The sequence below is a fragment of the Paenibacillus sp. P4_A7 genome, assembly GCF_056402455.1.
In genome coordinates this window covers 1-21,994 of sequence record NZ_JBFUHJ010000025.1, presented here as the reverse complement: position 1 = coordinate 21,994, position 21,994 = coordinate 1, and the positions used below count along the sequence as shown (strand labels likewise).

20 protein-coding genes and 1 pseudogene are annotated in these 21,994 nt (G+C 46.5%); 3 read left to right on the top strand and 18 right to left on the bottom strand.

Translation table 11 applies throughout. From position 1 onward, the window contains the following. Nucleotides 1–43: 43 nt before the first annotated feature. The 4 genes from AC1DWN_RS06290 to AC1DWN_RS06275 form a co-directional block, all read right to left on the bottom strand. Nucleotides 44–883: a hypothetical protein gene (locus tag AC1DWN_RS06290; protein WP_477558066.1), complete on the bottom strand. Its 840-nt coding sequence runs from the start codon at nt 881–883 to the stop codon at nt 44–46. 21 nt (nt 884–904) lie between these two features. Next, nucleotides 905–1,687 (bottom strand): MBL fold metallo-hydrolase, encoded by a 783-nt coding sequence (locus AC1DWN_RS06285; protein WP_477558065.1) that lies wholly within the window; start codon nt 1,685–1,687, stop codon nt 905–907. A gap of 21 nt (nt 1,688–1,708) precedes the next feature. Further along, nucleotides 1,709–2,494 (bottom strand): SDR family NAD(P)-dependent oxidoreductase, encoded by a 786-nt coding sequence (locus AC1DWN_RS06280; protein ID WP_477558064.1) that lies wholly within the window; start codon nt 2,492–2,494, stop codon nt 1,709–1,711. Nucleotides 2,495–2,555: 61 nt separating this feature from the next. Then, the gene (locus AC1DWN_RS06275; RefSeq protein ID WP_477558063.1) at nt 2,556–3,302 is read right to left on the bottom strand and encodes a GntR family transcriptional regulator; all 747 of its coding nucleotides are present in this window, start codon (nt 3,300–3,302) and stop codon (nt 2,556–2,558) included. 146 nt (nt 3,303–3,448) lie between these two features. Between AC1DWN_RS06275 and AC1DWN_RS06270 the strand changes: the two genes are divergently transcribed. Continuing rightward, nucleotides 3,449–3,700, top strand: coding sequence for a helix-turn-helix domain-containing protein (locus AC1DWN_RS06270; protein WP_477558062.1), 252 nt, complete (start codon nt 3,449–3,451; stop codon nt 3,698–3,700). A gap of 362 nt (nt 3,701–4,062) precedes the next feature. After that, nucleotides 4,063–4,536: a site-specific integrase gene (locus tag AC1DWN_RS06265; protein ID WP_477558061.1), complete on the top strand. Its 474-nt coding sequence runs from the start codon at nt 4,063–4,065 to the stop codon at nt 4,534–4,536. 361 nt (nt 4,537–4,897) lie between these two features. Here the strand turns inward: AC1DWN_RS06265 and tnpC are convergent. From tnpC to AC1DWN_RS06235, 6 genes and pseudogenes are all read right to left on the bottom strand, one after another. After that, nucleotides 4,898–5,863 (bottom strand): annotated as a pseudogene (tnpC, locus tag AC1DWN_RS06260) (IS66 family transposase); the annotation flags it as partial. Nucleotides 5,864–6,036: 173 nt separating this feature from the next. Beyond that, nucleotides 6,037–6,390: an IS66 family insertion sequence element accessory protein TnpB gene (gene tnpB, locus AC1DWN_RS06255; protein ID WP_477558060.1), complete on the bottom strand. Its 354-nt coding sequence runs from the start codon at nt 6,388–6,390 to the stop codon at nt 6,037–6,039. Next, a complete protein-coding gene (gene tnpA, locus AC1DWN_RS06250) occupies nt 6,384–6,719 on the bottom strand; it encodes an IS66 family insertion sequence element accessory protein TnpA (RefSeq protein WP_477558059.1) in 336 nt (111 codons plus the stop codon). Before tnpA ends, tnpB begins: the two co-directional genes overlap by 7 nt. 581 nt (nt 6,720–7,300) lie before the next feature. Then, entirely contained in the window at nt 7,301–8,011 is a 711-nt protein-coding gene (locus AC1DWN_RS06245) for a hypothetical protein (protein WP_477558058.1), read from the bottom strand. Nucleotides 8,012–8,341: 330 nt separating this feature from the next. Further along, entirely contained in the window at nt 8,342–10,009 is a 1,668-nt protein-coding gene (locus AC1DWN_RS06240) for a hypothetical protein (protein ID WP_477558057.1), read from the bottom strand. A gap of 200 nt (nt 10,010–10,209) precedes the next feature. Continuing rightward, nucleotides 10,210–10,536, bottom strand: coding sequence for a hypothetical protein (locus tag AC1DWN_RS06235; protein WP_477558056.1), 327 nt, complete (start codon nt 10,534–10,536; stop codon nt 10,210–10,212). 523 nt (nt 10,537–11,059) lie between these two features. Here AC1DWN_RS06235 and AC1DWN_RS06230 point away from each other — a divergent pair. After that, nucleotides 11,060–11,494 carry an MFS transporter gene (locus AC1DWN_RS06230; RefSeq protein ID WP_477558055.1) on the top strand — a complete coding sequence of 145 codons (435 nt, stop codon included), beginning with the start codon at nt 11,060–11,062 and terminating at the stop codon, nt 11,492–11,494. Between the two features lie 204 nt (nt 11,495–11,698). On the opposite strand, the gene AC1DWN_RS06225 is transcribed toward AC1DWN_RS06230, so the two are convergent. The 8 genes from AC1DWN_RS06225 to AC1DWN_RS06190 form a co-directional block, all read right to left on the bottom strand. Continuing rightward, nucleotides 11,699–12,895, bottom strand: coding sequence for a pectin acetylesterase-family hydrolase (locus tag AC1DWN_RS06225; RefSeq protein ID WP_477558054.1), 1,197 nt, complete (start codon nt 12,893–12,895; stop codon nt 11,699–11,701). A gap of 486 nt (nt 12,896–13,381) precedes the next feature. After that, nucleotides 13,382–16,336 carry an alpha-L-rhamnosidase-related protein gene (locus AC1DWN_RS06220; protein WP_477558053.1) on the bottom strand — a complete coding sequence of 985 codons (2,955 nt, stop codon included), beginning with the start codon at nt 16,334–16,336 and terminating at the stop codon, nt 13,382–13,384. 16 nt (nt 16,337–16,352) lie between these two features. Beyond that, the gene (locus AC1DWN_RS06215; RefSeq protein WP_477558052.1) at nt 16,353–17,324 is read right to left on the bottom strand and encodes a DUF4434 domain-containing protein; all 972 of its coding nucleotides are present in this window, start codon (nt 17,322–17,324) and stop codon (nt 16,353–16,355) included. A 4-nt stretch (nt 17,325–17,328) separates the two neighbouring features. After that, nucleotides 17,329–18,060, bottom strand: a complete 732-nt coding sequence (locus AC1DWN_RS06210) for a ThuA domain-containing protein (RefSeq protein ID WP_477558051.1) — start codon at nt 18,058–18,060, stop codon at nt 17,329–17,331. Nucleotides 18,061–18,084: 24 nt separating this feature from the next. Beyond that, nucleotides 18,085–19,143, bottom strand: a complete 1,059-nt coding sequence (locus tag AC1DWN_RS06205) for a Gfo/Idh/MocA family protein (protein WP_477558050.1) — start codon at nt 19,141–19,143, stop codon at nt 18,085–18,087. Nucleotides 19,144–19,174: 31 nt separating this feature from the next. Then, nucleotides 19,175–20,584 (bottom strand): sialate O-acetylesterase, encoded by a 1,410-nt coding sequence (locus tag AC1DWN_RS06200; RefSeq protein ID WP_477558049.1) that lies wholly within the window; start codon nt 20,582–20,584, stop codon nt 19,175–19,177. Nucleotides 20,585–20,621: 37 nt separating this feature from the next. Next, on the bottom strand, nt 20,622–21,506 hold the full coding sequence (locus AC1DWN_RS06195; RefSeq protein ID WP_477558083.1) for a carbohydrate ABC transporter permease: 885 nt from the start codon (nt 21,504–21,506) through the stop codon (nt 20,622–20,624). A gap of 16 nt (nt 21,507–21,522) precedes the next feature. Next, nucleotides 21,523–21,994, bottom strand: a 472-nt coding sequence (locus tag AC1DWN_RS06190; protein WP_477558048.1) for an ABC transporter permease subunit, incomplete at its 5' end; no start/stop codon positions are given.

Genomic DNA, 21,994 nt, shown 5'->3' with positions numbered 1-21,994 from the left:
TCACTTATGACTTTCGCCGATCCGCTGTAGCACCACACCTGACTTATATCCGAAGTTTCCTTTTCCAAAGCCCCCGCAACCACCGCCGAATGGTATTCCAGTTCTCCGAAATGCCCGAGCATGCCGCCTTCAGCGATATTTTATGCTGCTCCGCTCCATCCAGTCGAAACCGTACACAATCCAGTCGAAACCGTACACAATCCAGGGAAACATCCAGATGAGCAGGACCGGTCGGTGCGAAAAAATCAAACACCTGCGCTCTTCCATATGTCGGAATCAGAACTTCTCCCCCGGCAGGCAATTGCATCAGGTTCCAGAGGGACACCGACGCCGACTTTGTCAGCTGTTCGAGAGAAATCGAGGTATGTAGTTCATAACCTACGTAGGAGTAGTGAGTTTCGATAGTTTCGTCGGCAATATCTTTAAGCGGATCGCGAATCAGCTTAATCTGTTTGTCCACGTAAGCGCGAACTGTCTCCCTTGAGCGAAATGCCGTCCATTCCGTTTGCTGCGTCCAAGTCGCTGTTCCCGACGCATGGGGAGACGCTTCGAATCGGTAAAATCCGGGATCGAAGCTGGCTTGAATTCGGTAAGATTCAAGCCCCACCTTCAAGTCCTGGATAAAGTATTCGATCTCCGGACTGAACCAAGTACGCTCCCCACCGATATTCCAATCCGTTCCCGAAGTATAGCGGTCAATGGCCTCAGCAGTCAGTAACGTTGGATTTACCCATACTTGATTGCTCGCATCGTCGTCCGGGAATACTCCGATCACTCTAGCCCCCCGTTCCAGCAACACAATATGGCCRCCTTCATGAGCCGTCAGTACAAGATATTTCAAATGCGCATTAGATAGAGCTTCTAAAAGCGTAGAAAGCTTCATGAATAGACCTCCAACCCGCCGTTATTCGATTACGATGGTCTCCCCGAGCATGAACAAAGAGGCTGTAGTGTCCGGTGCCTTCTCGCCCGCCAGCTCAAGGAATAATGCGGGATCACCCCCGGAGTTAGCCGGCAGCATCCAGAAGTGACAAGGCACCGTCTGTCTCGGTTGCAAAATACGTACAGCTTCAGCCGCCTCTGCTTCATTCATATTTCCGTAACGACCGTTAATCGGCACAATCAGCAGATCGATATTACGCTGTGCCCGGATCTTTTCCAGTTCAACCGTATTAAAGCATGTATCCCCCATATGGAAAATAACCTTACCCGCAATCTCGATGATGATGCCGACTGCGTCCGGCGCCAATTCGCCATGGTCGGCGAATGTTCCGGTTACTGAGAAACCTGCTTCCTCGTGACGGCTTCCTTGCTGCAACGGACGCAAACGATCTGCTGAAACACCAAGCGCCTTTACCAACTCCAGCGTGATCGGCGGCGCGTAATAGTTATAATCGCTGCGCTTCAAATTTCGAATGATCGGTGGATCAAGATGGTCTTCATGGTGATGCGTCATCAGATAAGCGGAAATGCTCAACTGATCAATTTCCTCTGCGGTCAGCATGGCTGGCATTAGTCGTTTAAATGCCCTCCCTAATTGAACCTCGCAATAATCCGACAAGTAGGGATCGATGATCAGATTGATTCCATTAGCCGCTTGGATCAAATAACCAGCTTGCCCAAGCCAGGTGACTGCGATTTGCTTGCTGCCCAGCTTCCGCTCTATTGCGGCATCGAATACGGACATCTTTATTCCTCGCCTCCCGCTTCACATCATCTTCTGATCAACTTCGATCGGCAAAAACAGCTTGGTCGTCGTCCCTCCGTCGATGGTAATGACCTGTCCGGTAATAAAGTCAGCTTCATTGGAAGCCAGAAAACGGACGAGCGGCGCGACATCGGAAGGCTTACCAATTCGACCAAGCGGAATATAGCTACCAATCTTCACCGGGTCGTACCAGTCCTGACCAACAAACTTCTCAACTTCAGTAGCTCCCGGAGCGACAGCGTTTACAGTAATGCCATACGGTGCTAAATCAATCGCCAGCTGCCGAGTCAGCGCATTGATGGCGCCTTTGGTCGATGCATATACGGCGTAATCGGGCATCGTTGCTTGGCCATGTACGGAGCTTATGTTGACGATTCTACCTTTCCCCCGCTCCTTCATCGCTTTCGCGCAAACCTGCGAGCAGAAGAACGTTCCTTTGAAGTTTGTATGTACGACGGTCTCCCAGAACGATTCCGTTACATGAAAGAAATCTTCCGTCGGGTCAACAGCCGCGTTATTGACGAGAATATCGATACCGCCGAAGTGATCCTTTACGAAAGCGATCATCTGTTCAATATCATCAAGCTGCGAGACATCGGCCTTAACCGCAATTCCTATTAACCCTTCCTCTGTTATTTTACGAACGAGGGCATTCGCTCCTTCCTCGCTGCGTGCATAATTGACCACTACCGAAGCGCCTGCCTTGGCTAACTCACTGGCGATTTCACTTCCGATCCCTCTTCCCGCTCCTGTAACAACCGCCACCCTGCCATCAAGCACTCCCATATGTTTCACCGTCTTCTTTTTTTTGTTTTCTGTTGACAATTTATAAACGAAGAAGAGAGAGTTACCTCTTCACCAGTCCCGATGCTTCCAAAACCTTTTCAGCCGTCATCGTATTCGAATCCAACAATATCAAGCTGAGCTGCTCTTTCATGATCGTTTGGCCTTTATCGATATGCTCTCGTAGCTTCGACATTGCGTTCTGGAGATCTTGGCGCAGTAGCGCATCCGTGATCCAGTCGTGATGCTCTAACACATAAGACTTATCCGGACGTGAATCACCTTTCAGCCTGATCTGTGCATTCGTGATTAGAAGAATCGTCTCCATTGCTGGACGAAGCGATTGCCATGCCTGCAGTAGATATTTGTTACCGGATAAAATCATCAACTGCTCGTGATATTGCAAATCAAGGCTTGTAAATTGATAAACGTTATTTAGTTCCCTATGCAATTCTCTGTTGATAGCCTGGATGGAATTAAAATCATGGCTCGGCTGCGCAAATGCTTCTTCAAGAGCTTTCATCTCTACATAAGCGCGTGTATTGTACAGATTATCGAGATCCGTAAGCGTAAACCCAACGGCTTCCGAACGACCGTTGGAAAGAAACCTAACGAGACCTTCCTTCTCAAGCAACATCAGGGCATTGCGCACCGGTCCCCGGCTGACGCTCATCTCGTCCGCGATTTTCAATTCCACAAGCTTCTCCCCGGCTTGAATTTCACCGAGAATGATCTTGAGTCTTAACGTATGAAGCACATCAGCGCTAAAAAAACTGCGGGCCAGCGGGCCTCTTGAATGGGGTTCTCTCATAGTGCTGCATATTACCTCCGAATAGAATATGCATTCATTATCCCGTGCCTCACTACAATTGTCAACGGTTTTCAATTAAGTTTGGACAGTGAAACGTTCTTATCGAAAAATTGGTGGATAGAAAAATAACCCAATCAAGCGAAGGTATGATATCCTATGCTAAATTCGATTCTATCTTGCATCCTTTTCGTCCTTGCTTCTCCAGATACTTGTTCAAGCTTCCGCGATTTTCAGAAGCCTGGGAAAGTATCTTTCATGGCAAGAATTCCAAGGACAAGCTTTATAGCGAAGTACGGGCGGGTAGAATCCATCACCTTCGTGTAGGAACCAAGATCTTATTTAGAAGAACCACGTTAGACGCTTGGTTCCAAGAGCAAGAACGTAACAGCCTGCGATAATTTCACTAGTGCAAAAATCAGAATAGCTCGTGAGAACCACGAGCTATTCTGATTAAACACACACCAGTTCGCCCAGATTAAGCTAAATTTGAATCTGGAGGTTTTTAAATGGCAAGTATAGAAAAACGCGGGGAAAGTTCTTGGAGGCTTGTAGTTGAGACCGGATATGATCCGAGCGGCAAGCGCCTCAAACATTACCCCTGCATTTAGCCATTTGCGGATCGACCAGATCAAAACCCTGCACATCGTTAGCTTTATTAACTCCCTGTCAGAAGAGGGTAAAAGACAAGGGTTTAAGAGATTTATCTGCTGGTTCAATTGAGATCAATCATCGGATACTGAAAAATATTTTACACGTGCTGTTGAATGGAAGTTATATCGATGTCTTACAAAGTGTTTCAATGTCTCCAGCAGGTAATGCCCATGTAAAAGAGCCGAAAACAAAGAACTCAAAACGTAAAGTTTCGCTCCCTGACTCCATGTTGGAAGAACTAAGAGAATACTATCTTCATAAAATTAAAGAACGCGATAAAATTGGAGGCCGATGGCAAGGCGGGGACTACTTTTTTATGTTCTGTCATCCTGACGGGAAAGCTTTCCACCAAGAGCAGTCTTACTTATGGTTCCATAGCTTCATCAAGAAAAACAAATTGAGATACATCCGATTTCATGATCTTCGTCATACTTCAGCTACCCTTCTTATAAACCAAGGCGTACACGCTAAGATAATATCCGAACGACTTGGACACGGGAATATCAATGCCACGATGAATGTTTATGGTCATGCACTAAGATCCGCCGATCAATCTGCTGCTGACAAATTCGAGAAAATTTAAATACGAAAACAGGGACGGAAATAAGCTTAAGCTAGCTTTCCGTCCCCATTTCGTCCCCAACAACCCTACTGACTCACTCAAACCCCTTATAAATCAAGGAACAAACCGCCTCCACATGCACCGTATGAGGGAACATAGGCTACTTGGTTTCCATCCACTGCGGCAGGCTAAATTATAAATCAAGAAACACACCGTTTCGAAGTAGGGTCAATATATATAAAAAAAATGGGGAACGATGAGGAAATCCTCACCATCGCCCAATTGCTGGGTCATTTTTAGAATTCAATACAGTCTTTTCTTATGAATGTAAGCGTCAAATAGCCCCCACCTTGTCATCAAGATGAGGGCTACATAAATGGAGTTAAGACTTAAACACGCGGCAAGTCAGCGGTAGTGATGTCGACCAAGGCAGCAGCTTGTCCAGCGCTTCCGGGTTTTTTGGATCAGTTAGCTGCGGGAGTTGCTCGAACACATACACCAGATAGTTGAACGGATTCAACCCGTTTTCTTTTGCTGTTTCCATTACGCTATAAATGATGCTGCTCGCCTTTGCTCCGCGAGGTGTATTGGCAAATAGCCAGTTCTTTCTTCCAATGACAAATGGTTTAATTGCTCGTTCACTACGATTATTATCAATTTCGAGCCGTCCGTCCTCTAAGAACGCCGTTAGCTTGTCCCATTGGTTTAGGCTGTAACCTATAGCCTCTCCAAGCTTGCTCTTCGGTAATGTGCGGGATCGCTCTTGGCGCAGCCATAACAAATAAGCATCCAAAGCAGGCCCACTTCGCTCTTTTCGGATGGTGTAACGCTCTTCTGGTGTCTTGTCTTTCAACTCACGCTCAATGGCAAAGAGTTGATTGCAGAATTGGAGACCCTGCTGCGCAGCCGTTTCCGTCCTGTCTTGGGAGGGCGGCAGTGCTTTTAGCGCCTCGTCAAATTTTCGCCGCGCATGCGCCCAGCATCCAACTAGTTTAACGCTTTGTACCTTGTGGTAGCCGGGATAACCGTCCACATGCAGGTAACCGCTGAATCCCTTTAAATAATTTCGCGGATGCTCGCCGCCGCGCGTTGGCCGGTAGTCGTACAGGACGATGGGCGGACCCAAGCGACCTGTTCGATACAGCCATAGATACGACTTTGACTCCGCCGACTTACCCGGTTCGCGCAGCACTTGAAGGGTAGTCTCATCGGCATGTAAGATGTCCTGATCCAGTAGGTGCTCCCGCATCCGGTCTGTTAACAGCGAGAGCCATTGATCCGCTCCGTACCTCATCCAGTTGGCGAGCGTCTGCCGAGACTGCTGAGCAAGACGGAACTGCTCTTCGTACCATTTGAGCTTGGTCGACAGTTCTGTAATTTGTACGTCTTGCTTTGCTGTTTTTTGTTTTAGTTCTTCTATGGTAAGGGATTGATTTTCCGTTTGATTTTCCATACTCTATTTATTCGTATATGGAGCGCTAAATCCTACTTTTAGGTATGTCGAAATAGCGAACATTTTCGTTAAATGACGGTGTGGGCTATGACTTGTGGATGTGCTTGCCGCTGGCTGAGGGCAAGTCCGTCTAGCAGCCAACGAAGCTCGCGGCTAGAGACGGTGATTGCTCCTTCATTCCCTTTGGGCCACTCAAATGTGCCTCGTTCTAGGCGACGATAAAACAGCCAAAAACCGTTGTGTTCCCAGTACAGGATCTTAAGTTTGTTGCGYTCGCGATTGCAAAAMACGAACAGACATGAAGAGAAAGGATCGAGACGAAAACCCTCTTGAACAAGTGCTGCTAAGCCATCGATCGATTTACGTAGATCGGTATATCCACAAGCGAGGTAGACGTTCTGGACACTCAGTAGCGTCAACATGATGATTTCTCTAATGCATGCACGACTTCCCGAAGCAACTCCGGATTGAATCCGGAATGAAGTTCGATGCGAGCCTGTCCGATACGTACAACAAGAGAAGACGCGGGGACATGCGTGTCCGATTGATTGGGAACCGTGAGCGGCACCCAGTGAGTAGAAGGAGTTGGTGAATCGTAGGAGACGTCTTCTTTCGATTTACGGAGCCAATATTTGAGCTGCTCCCGCTTAATCTGATTGGCGGTACACCAGGCTGACATGGAAAGGCCGCTGCATCTGTAATCTGTGATACGCTCTATCCTTGCTTGACGACGTTGTTCTCTCGTTGCCATGGAACAACCTCCTTTATTAGGTTGACTTCATTTTCTCATGAATGGTTTAGACGTTGAAGGTGGGTAGCATTTGACGCTTACGTTTCCGTAGTGGGGAGCTTTATGTCAATCTACAATGATTTTTTGTTGGATGACAAGAACATTGTCCGATTGCCGATTGATTGCCTCCGTGCCCTACATAAAAAAAGCCCACAGTTTAATTGCGTACTGTGAGCTTAGTAACTAATGAACAACATTAGTTACTTGTTTGTTTTATGATCCAGGTCAAAACTAAATAATTTGTTTTGTGATAATTCGACTCATCGCGCCCAATTTTTATTCAGTCTCCTAATGTAATTATTTATGTACCATCTTAATGGATTATGTTTGTCTCAATTGAATAGTTAATTCTTCTTTGATGTGGTATATGCTGCCATCCTCGGAAAAACCCAAGGCACGCAGCAATATCGACGCTGTCACACTGATCCGAAACAATATTAAATAAATCCATTTGCCYGTTTAGTAACTCGATAATGATGGTGACATTGTGTCAATTGACGATAATGTATAATCTATGTTGGTACATTTGTGTCACTAGACAGTCATTCTACGGATTCTTTATGGTATTTTTCTATAACCTCTATCGCTTTGTTGAGAAGCTTATCTCGCAACTCTTTCTCTCTTGCACTAGTAGTTAACCACAAATCACCGTATTGTTTTACGAATGCTTTAAAAAGCAAATCATCGTTATTAGTTTCATCGATTTCTAAAATTTCCGACAAGATCTTTTTGTTTCGTATAACTCTAAAAAATTCATCGAATAACTTGTTTAACCGCTCAGATTTTAATTTCGTAATCAGGTTTTGCGTATATATAATACTTGGAATTACTGAACTTACCTTCCCTCGCGGTTGCTTCTTTCCTTTTTTCAAAGTGACCAGCTCTGTCTCATCTTCAACAAGTTCTATCTTAATGATATGCGTAGATTCTATTTGATCTCCTTTAATAGTTGAAGAATAGAATTCAATGTTGTTTTTCACCAATATGTTTTCAAGTTGTTTTAACTGAAAGCTAAGAACATCGTAGATCTTATCCTTTTCATCATACTTTTTGCGTTTATATGTTTTATGAGATGGTGGTAAAACAAACAGCTCAAATTCAGATAAGTGTTTTATAAGATCAACATGGAAACTCGCTATGATTTCATAAACTTTTTTCTCTTCCAATAGGCCATTATCACTCAAGATCACAGCATCGAACTTCTCAGCAAGAGTTGGATCAAAAATATCAGAATCGTGAATTACGTACTCCATTTTGATTCATCCTCCTTGACAAGAAATATCTCTCTAAAATAAAAACTGTCACTACACCGGCAGTATTATGTTTGTTCTTCCATTCCTAACATCCTGATTCATTCAGGATGTTCGAAATCGGATCTGTTTCTTTTGCAGCCAGTCGAACATTACAAAATCGCTCCTGTATTGTTGGATTTTCTGAACTGGAAGCAAATGCTTCCAGCTCCCCCAGCATACTTTCTAAGCATGTGATTTGTACCGATTTCTATTTGATTATGCTGATGGCGCTTTCTCGAAGACACTTCCACATTTTTCAAAGCGCATATGTCCGTAAATCTGCATATCTAGTCACCACCATCTATAGCTGGCAAGCTCCAATTTCTTCTGGTCAGCATTCTTTCTATGCTCACGTTTTCCGAAAAATTCGTCTTCTCTAGCGATCGTCGGGTCATACCAATCAGCCTTTGCTTTTGCCCATTCCACCCATTCCATCGTTTTTGAATCGATGTTTCCGTTTGCCTCAACTTCCACGATATAGCGCCTTATTTTGCAGGCGATATCGTAGTCTTCCGAAAGGTTCTGCAGCATGAGCGTTTGGTCCACTTCGGCATTATATTGATTTCTGCGTTCTTCTTTCCGCCGCTCTTCTTGATGACGTTTACGTTCAGCTTCCTCACGTGCCTCACGCTCTTTCCGGAGAATATCGGAAGATTCGTATAGAGCGATCATGATATCGCTAAGGCGATCTTCTATAACATATGATTTACAATCGCGAAAGCTCTTCGCGGTATACACCGAAAAGCTTATACGTCCATTGTAGACATGGTCATATTTTCTTATTTTTGGCTTTGTTGCCCATGAACTGCGGCGCTTGTCTTCTTCATATTGCAGAAGCTGTAGATTTTCTTCTTTCGTAAAAACATGATTAACCTCGTCTTGCGCTTCTGAAACCGATATAGGGATCGTTTCCCCATTAACTATAAATTTAAGGTCACTTGTTAGCGAACATCCCAACGGCTCCGTGGCTTTGATCAGCGCGTCAATTATATGCAACACCCGAGGCAATGTTTCTTCAGACACCGTGTCTGCCAGGAAGAGCCGTGCATCCATGGCACGCCGATTGAAGCCTCTTGCTTCTTGTTCTCTGCGTTTTTTCTTCCATTCCATGACCGTTTTGCGGTGAGCAACGATTGTCGGGTGCATTTTCGCGTTCTCGTCAGGTATCCTGATTTGCGTTGCAACGGAAAGGACGATCAATAGCTCTTCCTCATCCAGAAATGCGAGCGTTTCTCTTTCAATCTGAGGTGTATACTCCGTTCCGATTCTTACGCCTGTCTTTCTGGGTGGCTTGCTGCTTATCGGGAGCGGTATTGGGGTAACCGGCTTGCCTGCGCGAAGCTTGGACCAGTATCCGACCGGAGGCATAGGAATCTCAAAAGATTGGCAGACCTTGCATATCGTAACATCCGAGACGCCATATCTTTTCGCCACTTCGGTTACTGGAACCTGCCATACTTCTTTGTACAAGGTTTCCCTGCCATAAATATTGTGTGTTTGTACATATTGCTCGTACGTTTCCGGTTGTCCGAGCATTTGCGCTACTCCACTGGCTTCATCGTTCTCTGGCAACGAAACGGAAGGCGTCTGTTTCTCCATTGGCAAAACATGAGTTTCAATCGTTTGTGAAAATTCGGCAACCGCCGTTTCAATGTCTGCTTTATGGGAATCATTTTCAGAATTCACTTGTTCTTTCTTTATACGTGTGACTGGTACGATACTGTAAATGGAAATCATCTCATCGGCCGGTTCCGGAAGTTCCAACTTGGTTACAGGTTTGTTGAAATTGAGCTTGGTCCAGTATCCGGACGGAGGAATTGGGATACCTACTTCTTTGATCTGTTTCATTAGATGAGCATACGGAAGACTATATTTTTTAGCTACTCCAGCAACAGAAATTTCCCAGATTTCATCGTATAATTGCCTGCGTGTCATTGCGATCACTGAATGCTCAGGCACATTGGCTTCCTCCTTTCCTTCTTCGGATAAGCTTTCTGTTACTGGGGAAATCCGAACATTCGGCTCCGACAAGTCATTTTCTTTTACCAGCGCGGCCGGGTGCCTGCTTTCCGCCTCAGCAGCATTTGCCTCGGCGCTTTCTCCCAGTGTCGCATTTGCTGTCTGTGATGCGAGAATGGCATCAAATTGTTTGCTTCCTCCTATCCCTCGTTTTCGCTTAATAGAAAAACCAAGTCCCGTTTCATTTCTTCGAATTGTTTAATAATCGTATTCAAATTTTTCTCGATATTTTCGACCTGAACGGCGTTGATTTTCCCGTGGTTATAGGCAATGAGACGTTCAGGTACGATGGTATAGGACCAACTGTCCCTGTACCGGTCTTCATTATGGACCGCAAAGCCGATGGGCAACAAGTCGTTGCGCATGCCGAGTGTCAGCATGTTCGGGGATATGCCAAGATAATCCGCAGCGATTTTAATCGTGATTTTGGGCATATTTCTGATCTCTTCATCCGAATACTTTGCCATACGTTTCACCTCCCTTTGTTTTCAGTTCAAAATTGTTTTCTTATTAAAAAAGAGTATTCTGCTCTAGCTTCATTGTCTATCGACTCGAAACTTAGGATATTTCCAGTTATTCTCCAACCGTATTTCCGAATCCTCCCTGTAGTTTTACTTTTTCAACTGAAAATGGATTTTTCTTTGGCTGATTACAAAAGACTCACTACGTATAACTAGGTATAAGATCGGAACTCCAAAGATCAATTGATAAGCTAAAATTATCTCTGTCGGGAATCGGACAATGTTTTTGACTTCCGAATCTGTAACATTAATAAAACGATCCATTCTCGTAAAAAGTAAGCGGTGTCATTGTGCGTCGACCTTCGGAAACTCCCTGACCAAGAGAAGCATCTGTAAGAGCCTCCAGCACACTCGCTGTCAGTTCCACCTCGCAACGCTAACCATTGCCGCCACTTATGTCGTGTATACTTATATCACGCCTCTATTGGAAAATATGTTGCTTATCCCCGCCAGATATATAAGCCTTATCTTGCTGATCTATGGAATCGCCTCAATAATCAGCACATTGTTAGCCGGTAAAATTGCTGTTCGCAACGGATTGAGCAAATTAAGATTTGTTTTTATCATTCAAGCCATAATTCTTGCCTCTCTTTATTTCACATTACATTTTGCCGTTCTTGGATTGATAAATATCTTAATCATCGGTCTTGTCGTTTACTTATTTAACGTGACATTTCAACTGTACTTGATCGATTTAGCCAAGGAATACTCTCCTTCAGCCAGAGTGTTCGCCGCTTCTTTGTTTCCTGTATCCGTTAATTTAGGCATTGCTGCAGGATCTGCCTTTGGCGGACTGGTTGTGACCAACATTGGTCTTCTCCACACCGGATGGATGGGGGGCGTGCTGGCATTGGCTGCATCGATTCTTACTTTTATCAGCTATCGGTTTTATAGGTCCAAATAACATTATTGTCGGCCAGCTTCCTACATCCAAGTTTTTACGCCGTCACTTGTGATACGGTTCAGCTTAACGCCTCTATCGGCGAAAAATCCGCCGCGGCGCATGATCGCCAACCCTTTATACCCGATCCGATAGCTAAATCAAGCCTTCATACACATGCACCGAAGGCCGTCGAAATATTCGTCGGCCTAGTTGTCGATGATTCAACTATCGGGCTACAAAATGCCGCCCCACGGAGTAATATTCATCCTTATTCACGGCATCGTCCAGCCACTTCATCAGCTTCATCCCGTCCTGTTCGGCATTGTAGAAATGATTTAATGGAGAGAGTGTATGTGGTGTCCTGCCCGTCTTCTCGTTAAGACCGTAATCAGTGATGTAATAATAGTAGCCTGGCAATACTTCAGTTAGCTCTCGGGCAGATTGCAGCATGCGCGCCGACCAGCGATGCACATATTCGCTATCATCCGAAACGTCACCATTCAGATCCTTTTCAAAGTCAAACAGCAGCTCATCATAGAGTGTATTGGACTGCAAAAGTACCGCGTTGTCCGGGAGCAGCTTGCGGTTCGCCGTGAATATGGACGAAATCAAATCGCCGTGGACTCCATATCCAAAGGTTGCTGCAAAGTTGGCATTCCATTCGTTATCGATAATATCCGGCCAGCGGTCGGCATTTAAGTAGGAGCCGTCCGAATATTGATAAATACGGGCATCCGGGTAGCATTTCGCAATCTCAGGCGCCCAGAAGGCAGCTCCGAATCCTCCGGCGCTTTCTCCCGCAATGAGGATCTTTTCAGGCGCAGAGAAATGGTTTGTAATCCATTCCAATGCTGCGCGCGTATTGGCTTGACCGTTGTAACGCATTGTAAACGGCTTGCCTTTGGCGTCCGTATATTCCTTGGATGCATTCCCGATATGCAGATCACCAGTAGAATAAGGGATATATATAATATTCCAATCCTTGAACGGATTGTCAGGGTTATTATTTTTCAACAGGCCGCCAAGCGTACTTACCTTAAAGAATGGAATGTTCGGAAAGTAATATTTGATCTTTCCGTTCTTCATTACATTACCCAGACTGATCGGATGCGCGGCAGTCACCGCATCCCAGGCCACACCGCCCCCAGAAAAATAAATGATCAGTTTATTTTCAGCAGCTGCTCCCTTATTGGCAAGTAAATAGTATTCCGAACCGTCGGCAGAAAATACTTGTGCATCCTGGTCAAACTTGATTTTATTCCAGACATAGCGCTCCGCAGCAGCCCATTTATCCGGTTCAGCAGGCTTTTCAAGTATGAAGAAATAAACATAACCCGCCAAAACACCCAAAATAAGTATAATTCCACCTATCGCAGTCAGGAGAATCTTGTTGATTCTTTTCATTGTTTTCTTTTTTGTCACACAAAGACCGTCCTTTCAACCATAAAGTAGTCCACAAGTTTTTCAAATAAAAACAGACGGTTTTCACTACCGTCTGTAACGCACTGTCGATCAGATTTTTTTACTTCTTTTAATGAGTAGTAATTCAACTCCACATAATTCCTCATCAATTTTATGATATCACATAATGGAAATATATGGCGAAATATTTGTCTCTTTTCAAAGCAAACCCCTTAAACCAAAAGGTAGAAGTGGTTAAAACACACTCTATTCCACTACCCAAAAAAATTCCCCCTCGCAAGCACTCCATTTATTCGCCGCTACTTGTGATACGGTCGGTTCGGTGTATCACTCTTACAACGAATTGTAAATTAATATAAAGTTATCACCAATTCACTTTCATAACCGAAGTCAACAAAAGAAGATCCTTCACGAATGCAAGAAGGACCTCCAACACCTTTTGATACACTCACGTTCTTAACTGCGCCGCTCTTTCAGCCGTTTCGATTACTCGGCAATTACTGTTATGGAGACATCCTCCTGAACGGAGATTGTCCATTTGCCATCCGTTAAATAAGGGACCGCTTCGGATCCTGACACGACGATTTGATTAGTCGCCAATGGTTCCAGCGGCAGGATAACGTCACCCAAAACGCCCCGTGGAAGTCGAACATCCAATTTAAACTCACGTTCTCCTCTTGTCCAGCTCACTTCCACTATACCTTCAGGTGTATTCAGCTTTCCTTCCGCCCAATGCAGCCCGATTGGCTGGGGCGCAATTCTCACTTTTTTGAATCTAGCCTCGATTGGCACAATGCCGAGAATAATCCGCGGCAGAAAATGAGCGGGCGCTACACTCCAGCCGTGACAATAGCTCCTAGTCGGATAAGTAGAGGACCATCGACCGGGCATATCCTCCCAACAGGTTGTGCTCCCCTTATCCAGCATATATCCCCAAGTTTCCTGAATTTCTTGAACAAGGGGTTCCAGCATGCCTGCTTTTTCGAGCGCCTGCAATTTAAAATACCGCATAAACGGGGTTGCGCAACGAACAAAATCAGCAGGAGGCTGTGCTAAGTAAGACAAGAGCGCTGACTGCCGCTCTGGCAGAGCGACATCATGAAGATAACAAAGCAAATTCGTCTGCTCGCTAAACACCGAACTTAGATGTCCATCCTCACGTATACAATCCGCATAAGCTTGCCGCTCCCCGCTCCACAAATGAACATTCATTCCCCTAATAATGGTTGTCCGAAGCGCTCGAAGCTCCATAGCGTCCTGCTTATAGCCGAAAAGATCCGCTAATTGCGCTATCCTGCGGCAGCTCTCCGCAAACCAGGCGTTCACATGGGTTACAATCGCTCCATCCGGACAGTCCATAGCCGCCCAATCGAGTAAATTCCAGAAGGGTGAACGGATCAAGCTGGTACCTTCATCGACACATTCGTCACGAAAATAACTGATTTGCTTCAAAAGCCACGGATACATTTCCTCCGCGAACGCGGCGTCGCCACAATAGCCATAATACTCCTCGCAAGCAATCGACCAGAGTAAGCTCCAGGTAGAGAGTATATTCTCCCATCCACTTGGCACTTGTGATTCCACCACAGGCGATCGATTCATCGAAGCGGCAGCAAGCCTTAAGCTTCTGCGCACCAATGGATCGGCGCCAGCTAATGTTGCCTGTACTCCCGACATAACATAGGCGTCACCTACCCAGAAAGCCTGCTCATAAGTGGGACAATCAACAAAAGCGTCATCACTGCACAATTGCGCTGTTCGGCGGCTCATCTCGAAAATTTGATTAAGCCTTTCATCCCCGCACCGGAACCCGCCGATTCTAGGAGAGGGATAGGTTCGCTGGATACAGCGAACAAAGCGAATCTTCAAATCTCCGCTTAAGTTGGAAGCTTGAATCACCCAATATCTGAACCCTCTCTGGATGAAGGAGCGATAGCGCTGCCAGCCTTTGCGTGCTACATAACGCAGCGTATTGTGCATGGAATGCATATGAACGATATCCCTGTTCTGATACGCTTCGAATCCGTAACCGTCGACAATAGCTCCTTCCTCCGCGCATATTTCGAACTCRATCCAACCAGCCGTCATCTGTTCGAATTCATAGATGATCCTGACCGCTTTTCCTTCATCGGAATCACGAAGAAGCGTATAATCCATGTTTCCGCCGCAGCTGTTGTACAGCCCTTTGACATAATCCCCCGCCAAGCTCCTGGAAAGGACAACAGCTTCCGTCATCTGGTGGAACACATTGGACGCATGCTCTTGACCATAGGGAATAATTCTCATCCCATTACAAGCGGATAATTGCTCCCATGCGACTATTCGAGCAAGTGTGTGAAGTTTCGCCGGATCCTCCGCGAGAGTCGCCCCGAAGAAAACAAACCTTCCCTCCGATATACCGGGAAGTCGCGGCTCCAACGAAAGGGAACTACCGCTCTCAATCTCTTGAAAGAAAACTTGATAATGGTAATCGTGAGCTGTTCCTTCTATATAAAAAGAAAGCAGATGTTCTCCCGCATCCATACAAACCTCGTACTCGTACAGCCCGCTCCAATGGCTACCGGATACATCTCTCGGGGTATAGGCCTCTCCATCCACATATAGCTTTACATTCATCCCTGAGGTTCGGTCCTGAAAGCAAAATCTTGCTCGAATAGGATGGTCCAGTTTAACCGTTGTCGCAACCATGCCGCATACCGCATATGGACTGGCATTTACAACTCCGGGCAGTAGCCACTGCCTTAAATCTATGCTCCAGGCGGGCTCAGGCAGCACAACTGTATCGACGGACTTTATACCCGCGGGATACACCTCATCCTCAGTTAACAGCGGAATATCTCTGGGAATAAGCTTTACCCAGGGCTCACAGCCCGCCGCTCCAAGAGGCAACGACTCTCTCCATTCCTCATTGACAACAAACCCTGCCCTTTTCCATCCAGGGGGCTCAAGTCCCGCGTCATAATGTTCCACGTAAGCTTGTTGTGAAGAAATGCGAGGCGTAGGACTGGCAAAAGAAGAATGACGCCTCCAATTCCAATCATGGCCGCTTACGACTTCCAGCGGCTTACCGGACCAGGAACGTCCGGATAATCGCGCCAGCAATCCCGGTTTTCCAGCTATATATTGAAATGTGGACGTGTTCAGAACGTGAACTAAAACGGCAATCGCATTGATCCCTGGCTGCAGCCACGCTTCCACCTCATACGTATCGTAGAACCATTCCTGCGTCCAGCCGCGAACAGGGCCCTGTCCAATAAAATGCCCATTCAACCATACCGTGTAACGGTAATCCGCTGTAATATGCAGCAAAGCTTCATTCATCGGCTCCCATTGAAATTCATGTCGAAAGCAAACATAAGATGCCGTATCCTGTTTGKAAAACATGGAATGGTCAAAGCCAATCCATTGTGCTTCTCCAAAATCCGTTAACGCAAGTGTCATTTGGATTACATCCTCTCTATAAGTCCGCCAAGCTTCCCGAAGCAGTCTTATTCAGCTTACGGAAAGCTTCCTCATACGACTCCGCTCCCTCTTTCCCTGAACAAGGACTTACAAACTGCTGATATCCCCAGCTCACAAGCACATTCGCGTAGCGACTGGTCAGCTCCATCTTCGCTTGCAGCTTGGCAATAGGAACCTGAATCCATCTTGAATCATGAAATCCGGGTCCGTTAACGCCTTCCTCTCCTCGGAACCGCTTCATCTCATCAAAGTCCGCGACATCAATTTCCGCCAGTTCTACATTACCCCATAACTCTACCCCATGGGCTTTGCATACTCGCCCTACCGCGGCAAAATACGGTTCCCGTTCCGCGAGGCTTAAGAACGCGGAATGCTCCGCCCCGGAATCCTGAAGCAACAGCGCGTCGATATGGACCTCGCTGAATATCCCGTTCCAGAACGTTTCGTATTCGTCCGCTTCCGCGTAAGGATAGCCTAGCACCTGCTCTCTGTCGGTTACGAAAAAGGGGGATAGCACAACTTTACAACTCGGGGTAAGCTCCCGGCACCATTGACTCACTTGCTTCCACAGACCAAGACAGTAATTCAGCTCCTTGCCCTTTACCACATATATCTCATTMCCCAAGTAATACCCGTAAAAGGAACGATGTCCGCTATACTTGCGGTTTATATGCTCAATGATCGAGCGGCTTGTGTTCAAATCAGTCTCAAGATCCCAATGGAAATGCCAATCCTCTCTGGCCATCACCTCAAGAATGACTCTCATATTTCGAGAACCCGCTTCCTCCATGATGCAGCCAACGGGATCGTAAGAGCCCTCTTTCTCCAGCCATCCTAGCGAGAGCACCGGCCCGTTCATCCAAATCAGATCAAATCCCGCAGCCTGCTGCGCATCCAATTCACGAATAATTCGCTCCCGATCAAATGATGCATCCACATAATACAATGATCCGCTAATAGGCAGCATCCAGCTAGACCCCCCTGCCTTTTATAGATTCCAATGGTACCAGACGCTCTCCATACTCGGTGTCTACCCCGACCGTCGGGGCGGCCCACTTGACCGCGTTGGAAATAACCTTCAAGATATCCTTGTTATGATAGGTTGGATAGGTTTCGTGCCCAGGCCTGAAATAAAAGATTTTCCCTTTGTTTCTGCGATAGGTGCAGCCGCTGCGGAACACTTCTCCTCCCTCAAACCAACTAACAAATATTATTTCATCCGGTGCCGGAATATCAAAGTGTTCGCCATACATTTCTTCCTGCTCCAGCTCAATACATTTCCCTAACCCCTCCGCAATTGGATGCCCAGGATCGACCACCCAAAGCCGCTCCTTCTCGTCCGCGATGCGCCATGACAGGCCGCATCCCGTTCCCATCAACTTGCGGAACAGCTTGGAGACATGTCCGGAATGCAGGACAATCAGCCCCATCCCCTCCAGCACTCTCTTATGCACGCGATCTACGATGGAGTCTTCTACGGTCTCCTGCAGCATATGACCCCACCAGATCAATACATCCGTTTGGGCCAATACGTCATGAGTTAATCCATGCTCTTCCTGATCCTGGGTCGCCGTTCTAGCAACGATGCTTTCGTTCGTTATCCCCTTTGCTATGGCATGGTGCATGCCCTCCGGATAGATGCGGCTAACACGGGGATCCACCTTTTCATGATAATATTCGTTCCATACCGTCACTCTGATCATCAGCTTATGCCTCCCGGTTCCCGTTTATAGTTTAACTTCCGAACCTGTCTCCGCAGACTTATAAATCGCGCTTAAAATCTTGACCATATCCACTCCAAACTGGGGCAAAATAATCGGTTCGGCTCGCCTTTGCACACAATCTACAAAATGATTGATATTTTCCGTGTGAGGTTGAATGCCGGCAGGAAATTTAGGCGTAATATCGCAAGAAATTCCCTCTATATCGGTGAACAGCTTGCATTCGCGATCGGTAAGCTTCACCCCGGCTTTCGTGCCGCGCAGCTCCAGATAAGCCATCTCTTCCTCTACATGAGAGGCCCAGCTAAACTCAATTTGCAACGTAGCGCCATTATCAAAGCGAATGAACCCCGAAGCCAAATCCTCAACGTCGTTTATATATGCGGCTTGATTGTGCGACGACTGCGTCGTTAGCGACAGCTGATGATGCTTGTCGCCAAACTTGCTGTAAGCAGCTCCAACAACGGAAACTGGTTTTGGACTACCCATCAGCCAAACGCTTAAATCGATAAAATGAATGCCCAGATCAATTAAAGGACCGCCGCCGGATAACGTTTTATTCGTAAACCAGCCGCTACCGGGAATGCCCCAACGCCGTTGCCAGCCGCAGCGGCCCGTGTAGATGTCTCCCATATGGCCTTTTTCTATATATTTTTTCAGAAACTGCGATTCCGCACGGAACCGGTTATTGCGGGTAACCATCAGAATGTTTCCGCTCTTCTTGGCTTCATCCGCCATTCTCTGCGCTTCCTCTGGATTGATGGCGTCCGGCTTCTCACAATAAACATGTTTGCCCGCATGAAGCGCAGCGATGGAAACTTCGGAATGAAACAGATTTGGGGTCGTTATATCCACCATATCGATCTCTTTATTGGCAAACATTTCATAATAGTCGGTGTACACGCTAGCTCCCCCATGCTCTCGAGCCATCGCAGCCGCAGCACTCTCGTTTACGTCACAGAAAGCTACGATTTCAACCTCCGGATGGGCAGTCCATGCCGGCAGGTGAGCGTATTTAAATATATTGCCTATCCCCACAACACCCAGCTTTAATTTTTTCAACATAACCATCTCCTTCTTGCGCGTATATTCATATTTAAATGGAATACCGGAATACGGGAACAGCTATATCCGCTCCGTCTCGAAGATTGCATACAGGGTTAAAACCTTTGCCATACCATAACTCCACTCCGGCTGGAGCGCTCTCCTTCAGCTTTACGATAACGATATTGGATTTTGGTTGGTCCAAACGGCAATCCATTAAAGGAAGAGCCACCCCTTCATGCTCGACTCGAAAACCGCGTATATCCTTGCTCGGCCACAAACCTCCGTTGGCATGCTCAAACTCGATCCGAAGCTCCGTTCTTGCCCTATCCGCAAAAGAGCAGCACAACACTCGAGGGCCTCTTTCGTATGCGGCATCCTGGAAGCATAGCCTTCTAGCTAGCAGCGCAAAGCGTTTACCAAGTTTCTTTAACGCAGATGTGCTCAGATGAATGGCGTCGGACAAGGAAAGGTCAATCGTCGATACGAGCGCGACATGTGATAGATCGCTTTCCATATTGATTTGGTCCAGCTGAATTCCGTTCCATTCCGGGAAAACATTCCCTTCCCCCAACCATGTGTTCAATTGAGCATAAAGGATTGGCAACTCTGGTTGCCCCAAATCACGCCTTAACGCTTCTATAAATGAAATAAATCGTTGTTTATATGTCGCCGCCTTATCCCAATCCGCGGCATCAGATTCACCTTGGTACCATAAACAAGCCTTAACCTTTCCTCCAGTCGCAGACACCCTTCTAAGCATGGAGCCGTATAACGACCGACCGCCATCAGGTAGACCGGCTGGCTCCCACTGCTTCATATCCGTTCCCCCATGAGCGCACATCAGCAGTCCTATAGGAACCTTTGAATACTCCCTCATCGCCTTGCCGAAGCTTATTCCAAGACCCGCGCCAAACTCTCTGAAGAATCTCTCGTTCCTCGCCGCCTCTTCCTTCTGATCCTCCGGGACTCTCCAATGAACGGGATCCGACGCTTCGTTGAACCAGCACAATGGATCCTTTGCTATTCCCCATTTATCATCCAAATAAAAGCATCTTACCCACTGTGAAGGGCGTTCCGTCCCAATAAGCTTGCCTACGCCTTCCATATTGGATTGTCCCGCAAGAAGATACACATCTCCGACGCCGATACCATTTATCCGATTCCGATATACAGCTTCCCCACCGGCGTTATATGCAACCACTTCCAAACTGTAATCCCCCGCTAATACCCCTTGAAAGACGCCCTCGCAACTATTTCTATTAACTTGTAAAAGAATGGTGTATCCGTTATCCGCCTCTTCATACCCTAGAGGACGCAAGTGGCATTGTATCGACAACTGCCGTATCTCCCCTTGAGAAACCAGCAGCTTGACGGGAATGTCTGCATACCCTCTGTCATCTCTTTGACGCACACTGTACGAATGTGGGTATTCCAATTGGAAAACCTTGTTTTTATCCATAGTCATATCCTTCCGTTCCACTCATATTCGGTTATCCTTACTCCTTTACGCTTCCAAGCACAATTCCCTTCACAAAATATTTCTGCAGAAACGGGTACAAAATCAAGATAGGAAGAGCGCCCAGAAAAATTTGCGCCGCTTTCATTGTTCTGTCCGACACCTCGCTAAGCTCCTGCATCTCTTGCAGCGTCACGCTGCTTAAATCCCGCTGAATAATAATGGTTTGCAAATAACTAGAAAGCGGATATTGATCTCGGCTGTTCATATAGATCAAGCCGTCAAACCAGGAATTCCAATGACCGACAATCGAAAGCAGTGTTATCGTCGCTAGTCCCGGCAGCGACAATGGAGCATAAATGCGCCATAATGCCGTCCAATGACTCGCCCCATCTATGAATGAAGCTTCCTCCAACTCTTTGGGAAGCCCCCGGAAAAAATTTATCATAAGAATAACGCTGAAGACGGGCACAGCTCCTGGAATAACAAGTGACCAAATCGTGTCCAGCATATTCGTATAGTTGATGGTCATATAAGTCGGAATGAGCCCGCCGTTGAACAGCATAGTGAATACAAATATCCAGACCATCCATGTCCTTCCCCGAAACGATTTGGTTTCTTTGGATAACGGATAGGCTGTCAGCAGAACCATTAGCAGTTGTATGGAAGCACCTAATCCAACCMGCTTCAGCGTAACAACAAAAGCCTCCAGAAACGCGGGATTCTGAGCGACGAACTGATACGACTTCAGGGTAAAATCCACAGGCCAGAGGTTGACCTGTCCAGCGGTCGCGGCAGCGCTGGAGCTGAATGAAACGGCCAATACATGAACCAAGGGAAGAACACAAAACAACGACAGCAATCCTAAGATGATATAATTCGATATGACAAATAGTGTGCGACCTAACGTGCGCTGACCCTTCATCATCTACCCCCTCTCGTCAAAAGATCCGGTAATTGGCGAACCGATAGGCGAGCCAATAGGAGATTGTAATCAAAATGAAGGAAACCACTGACTTGAACAACCCCATAGCTGTAGCTAAACCGTATTGGGCATCCACTAATCCCATCCGGTAAATCATCGTATCCAGCACATCTCCGGTTTCATATACAATGGGACTGTATAAATTAAAGATTTGATCAAAACCCGCATTCAGAACATTGCCCAGACTTAACGTCGCCAGTAAAATAATGATCGGCGAAATGCCTGGAAGCGTCACATTCCATGTCTGCCTCCAGCGTGAGGCGCCGTCAATCGCTGCCGCTTCATACAAGGTTGGATTAATGCTTGTCAACGCGGCGAAATAAACGATCGTACTAAATCCAAATTCCTTCCAAACATCGGATAGGATGATGATGAAACGAAACCAGTGATTGTCGGCCAGGAAAAAAACCGCCTCACCACCTAACGCC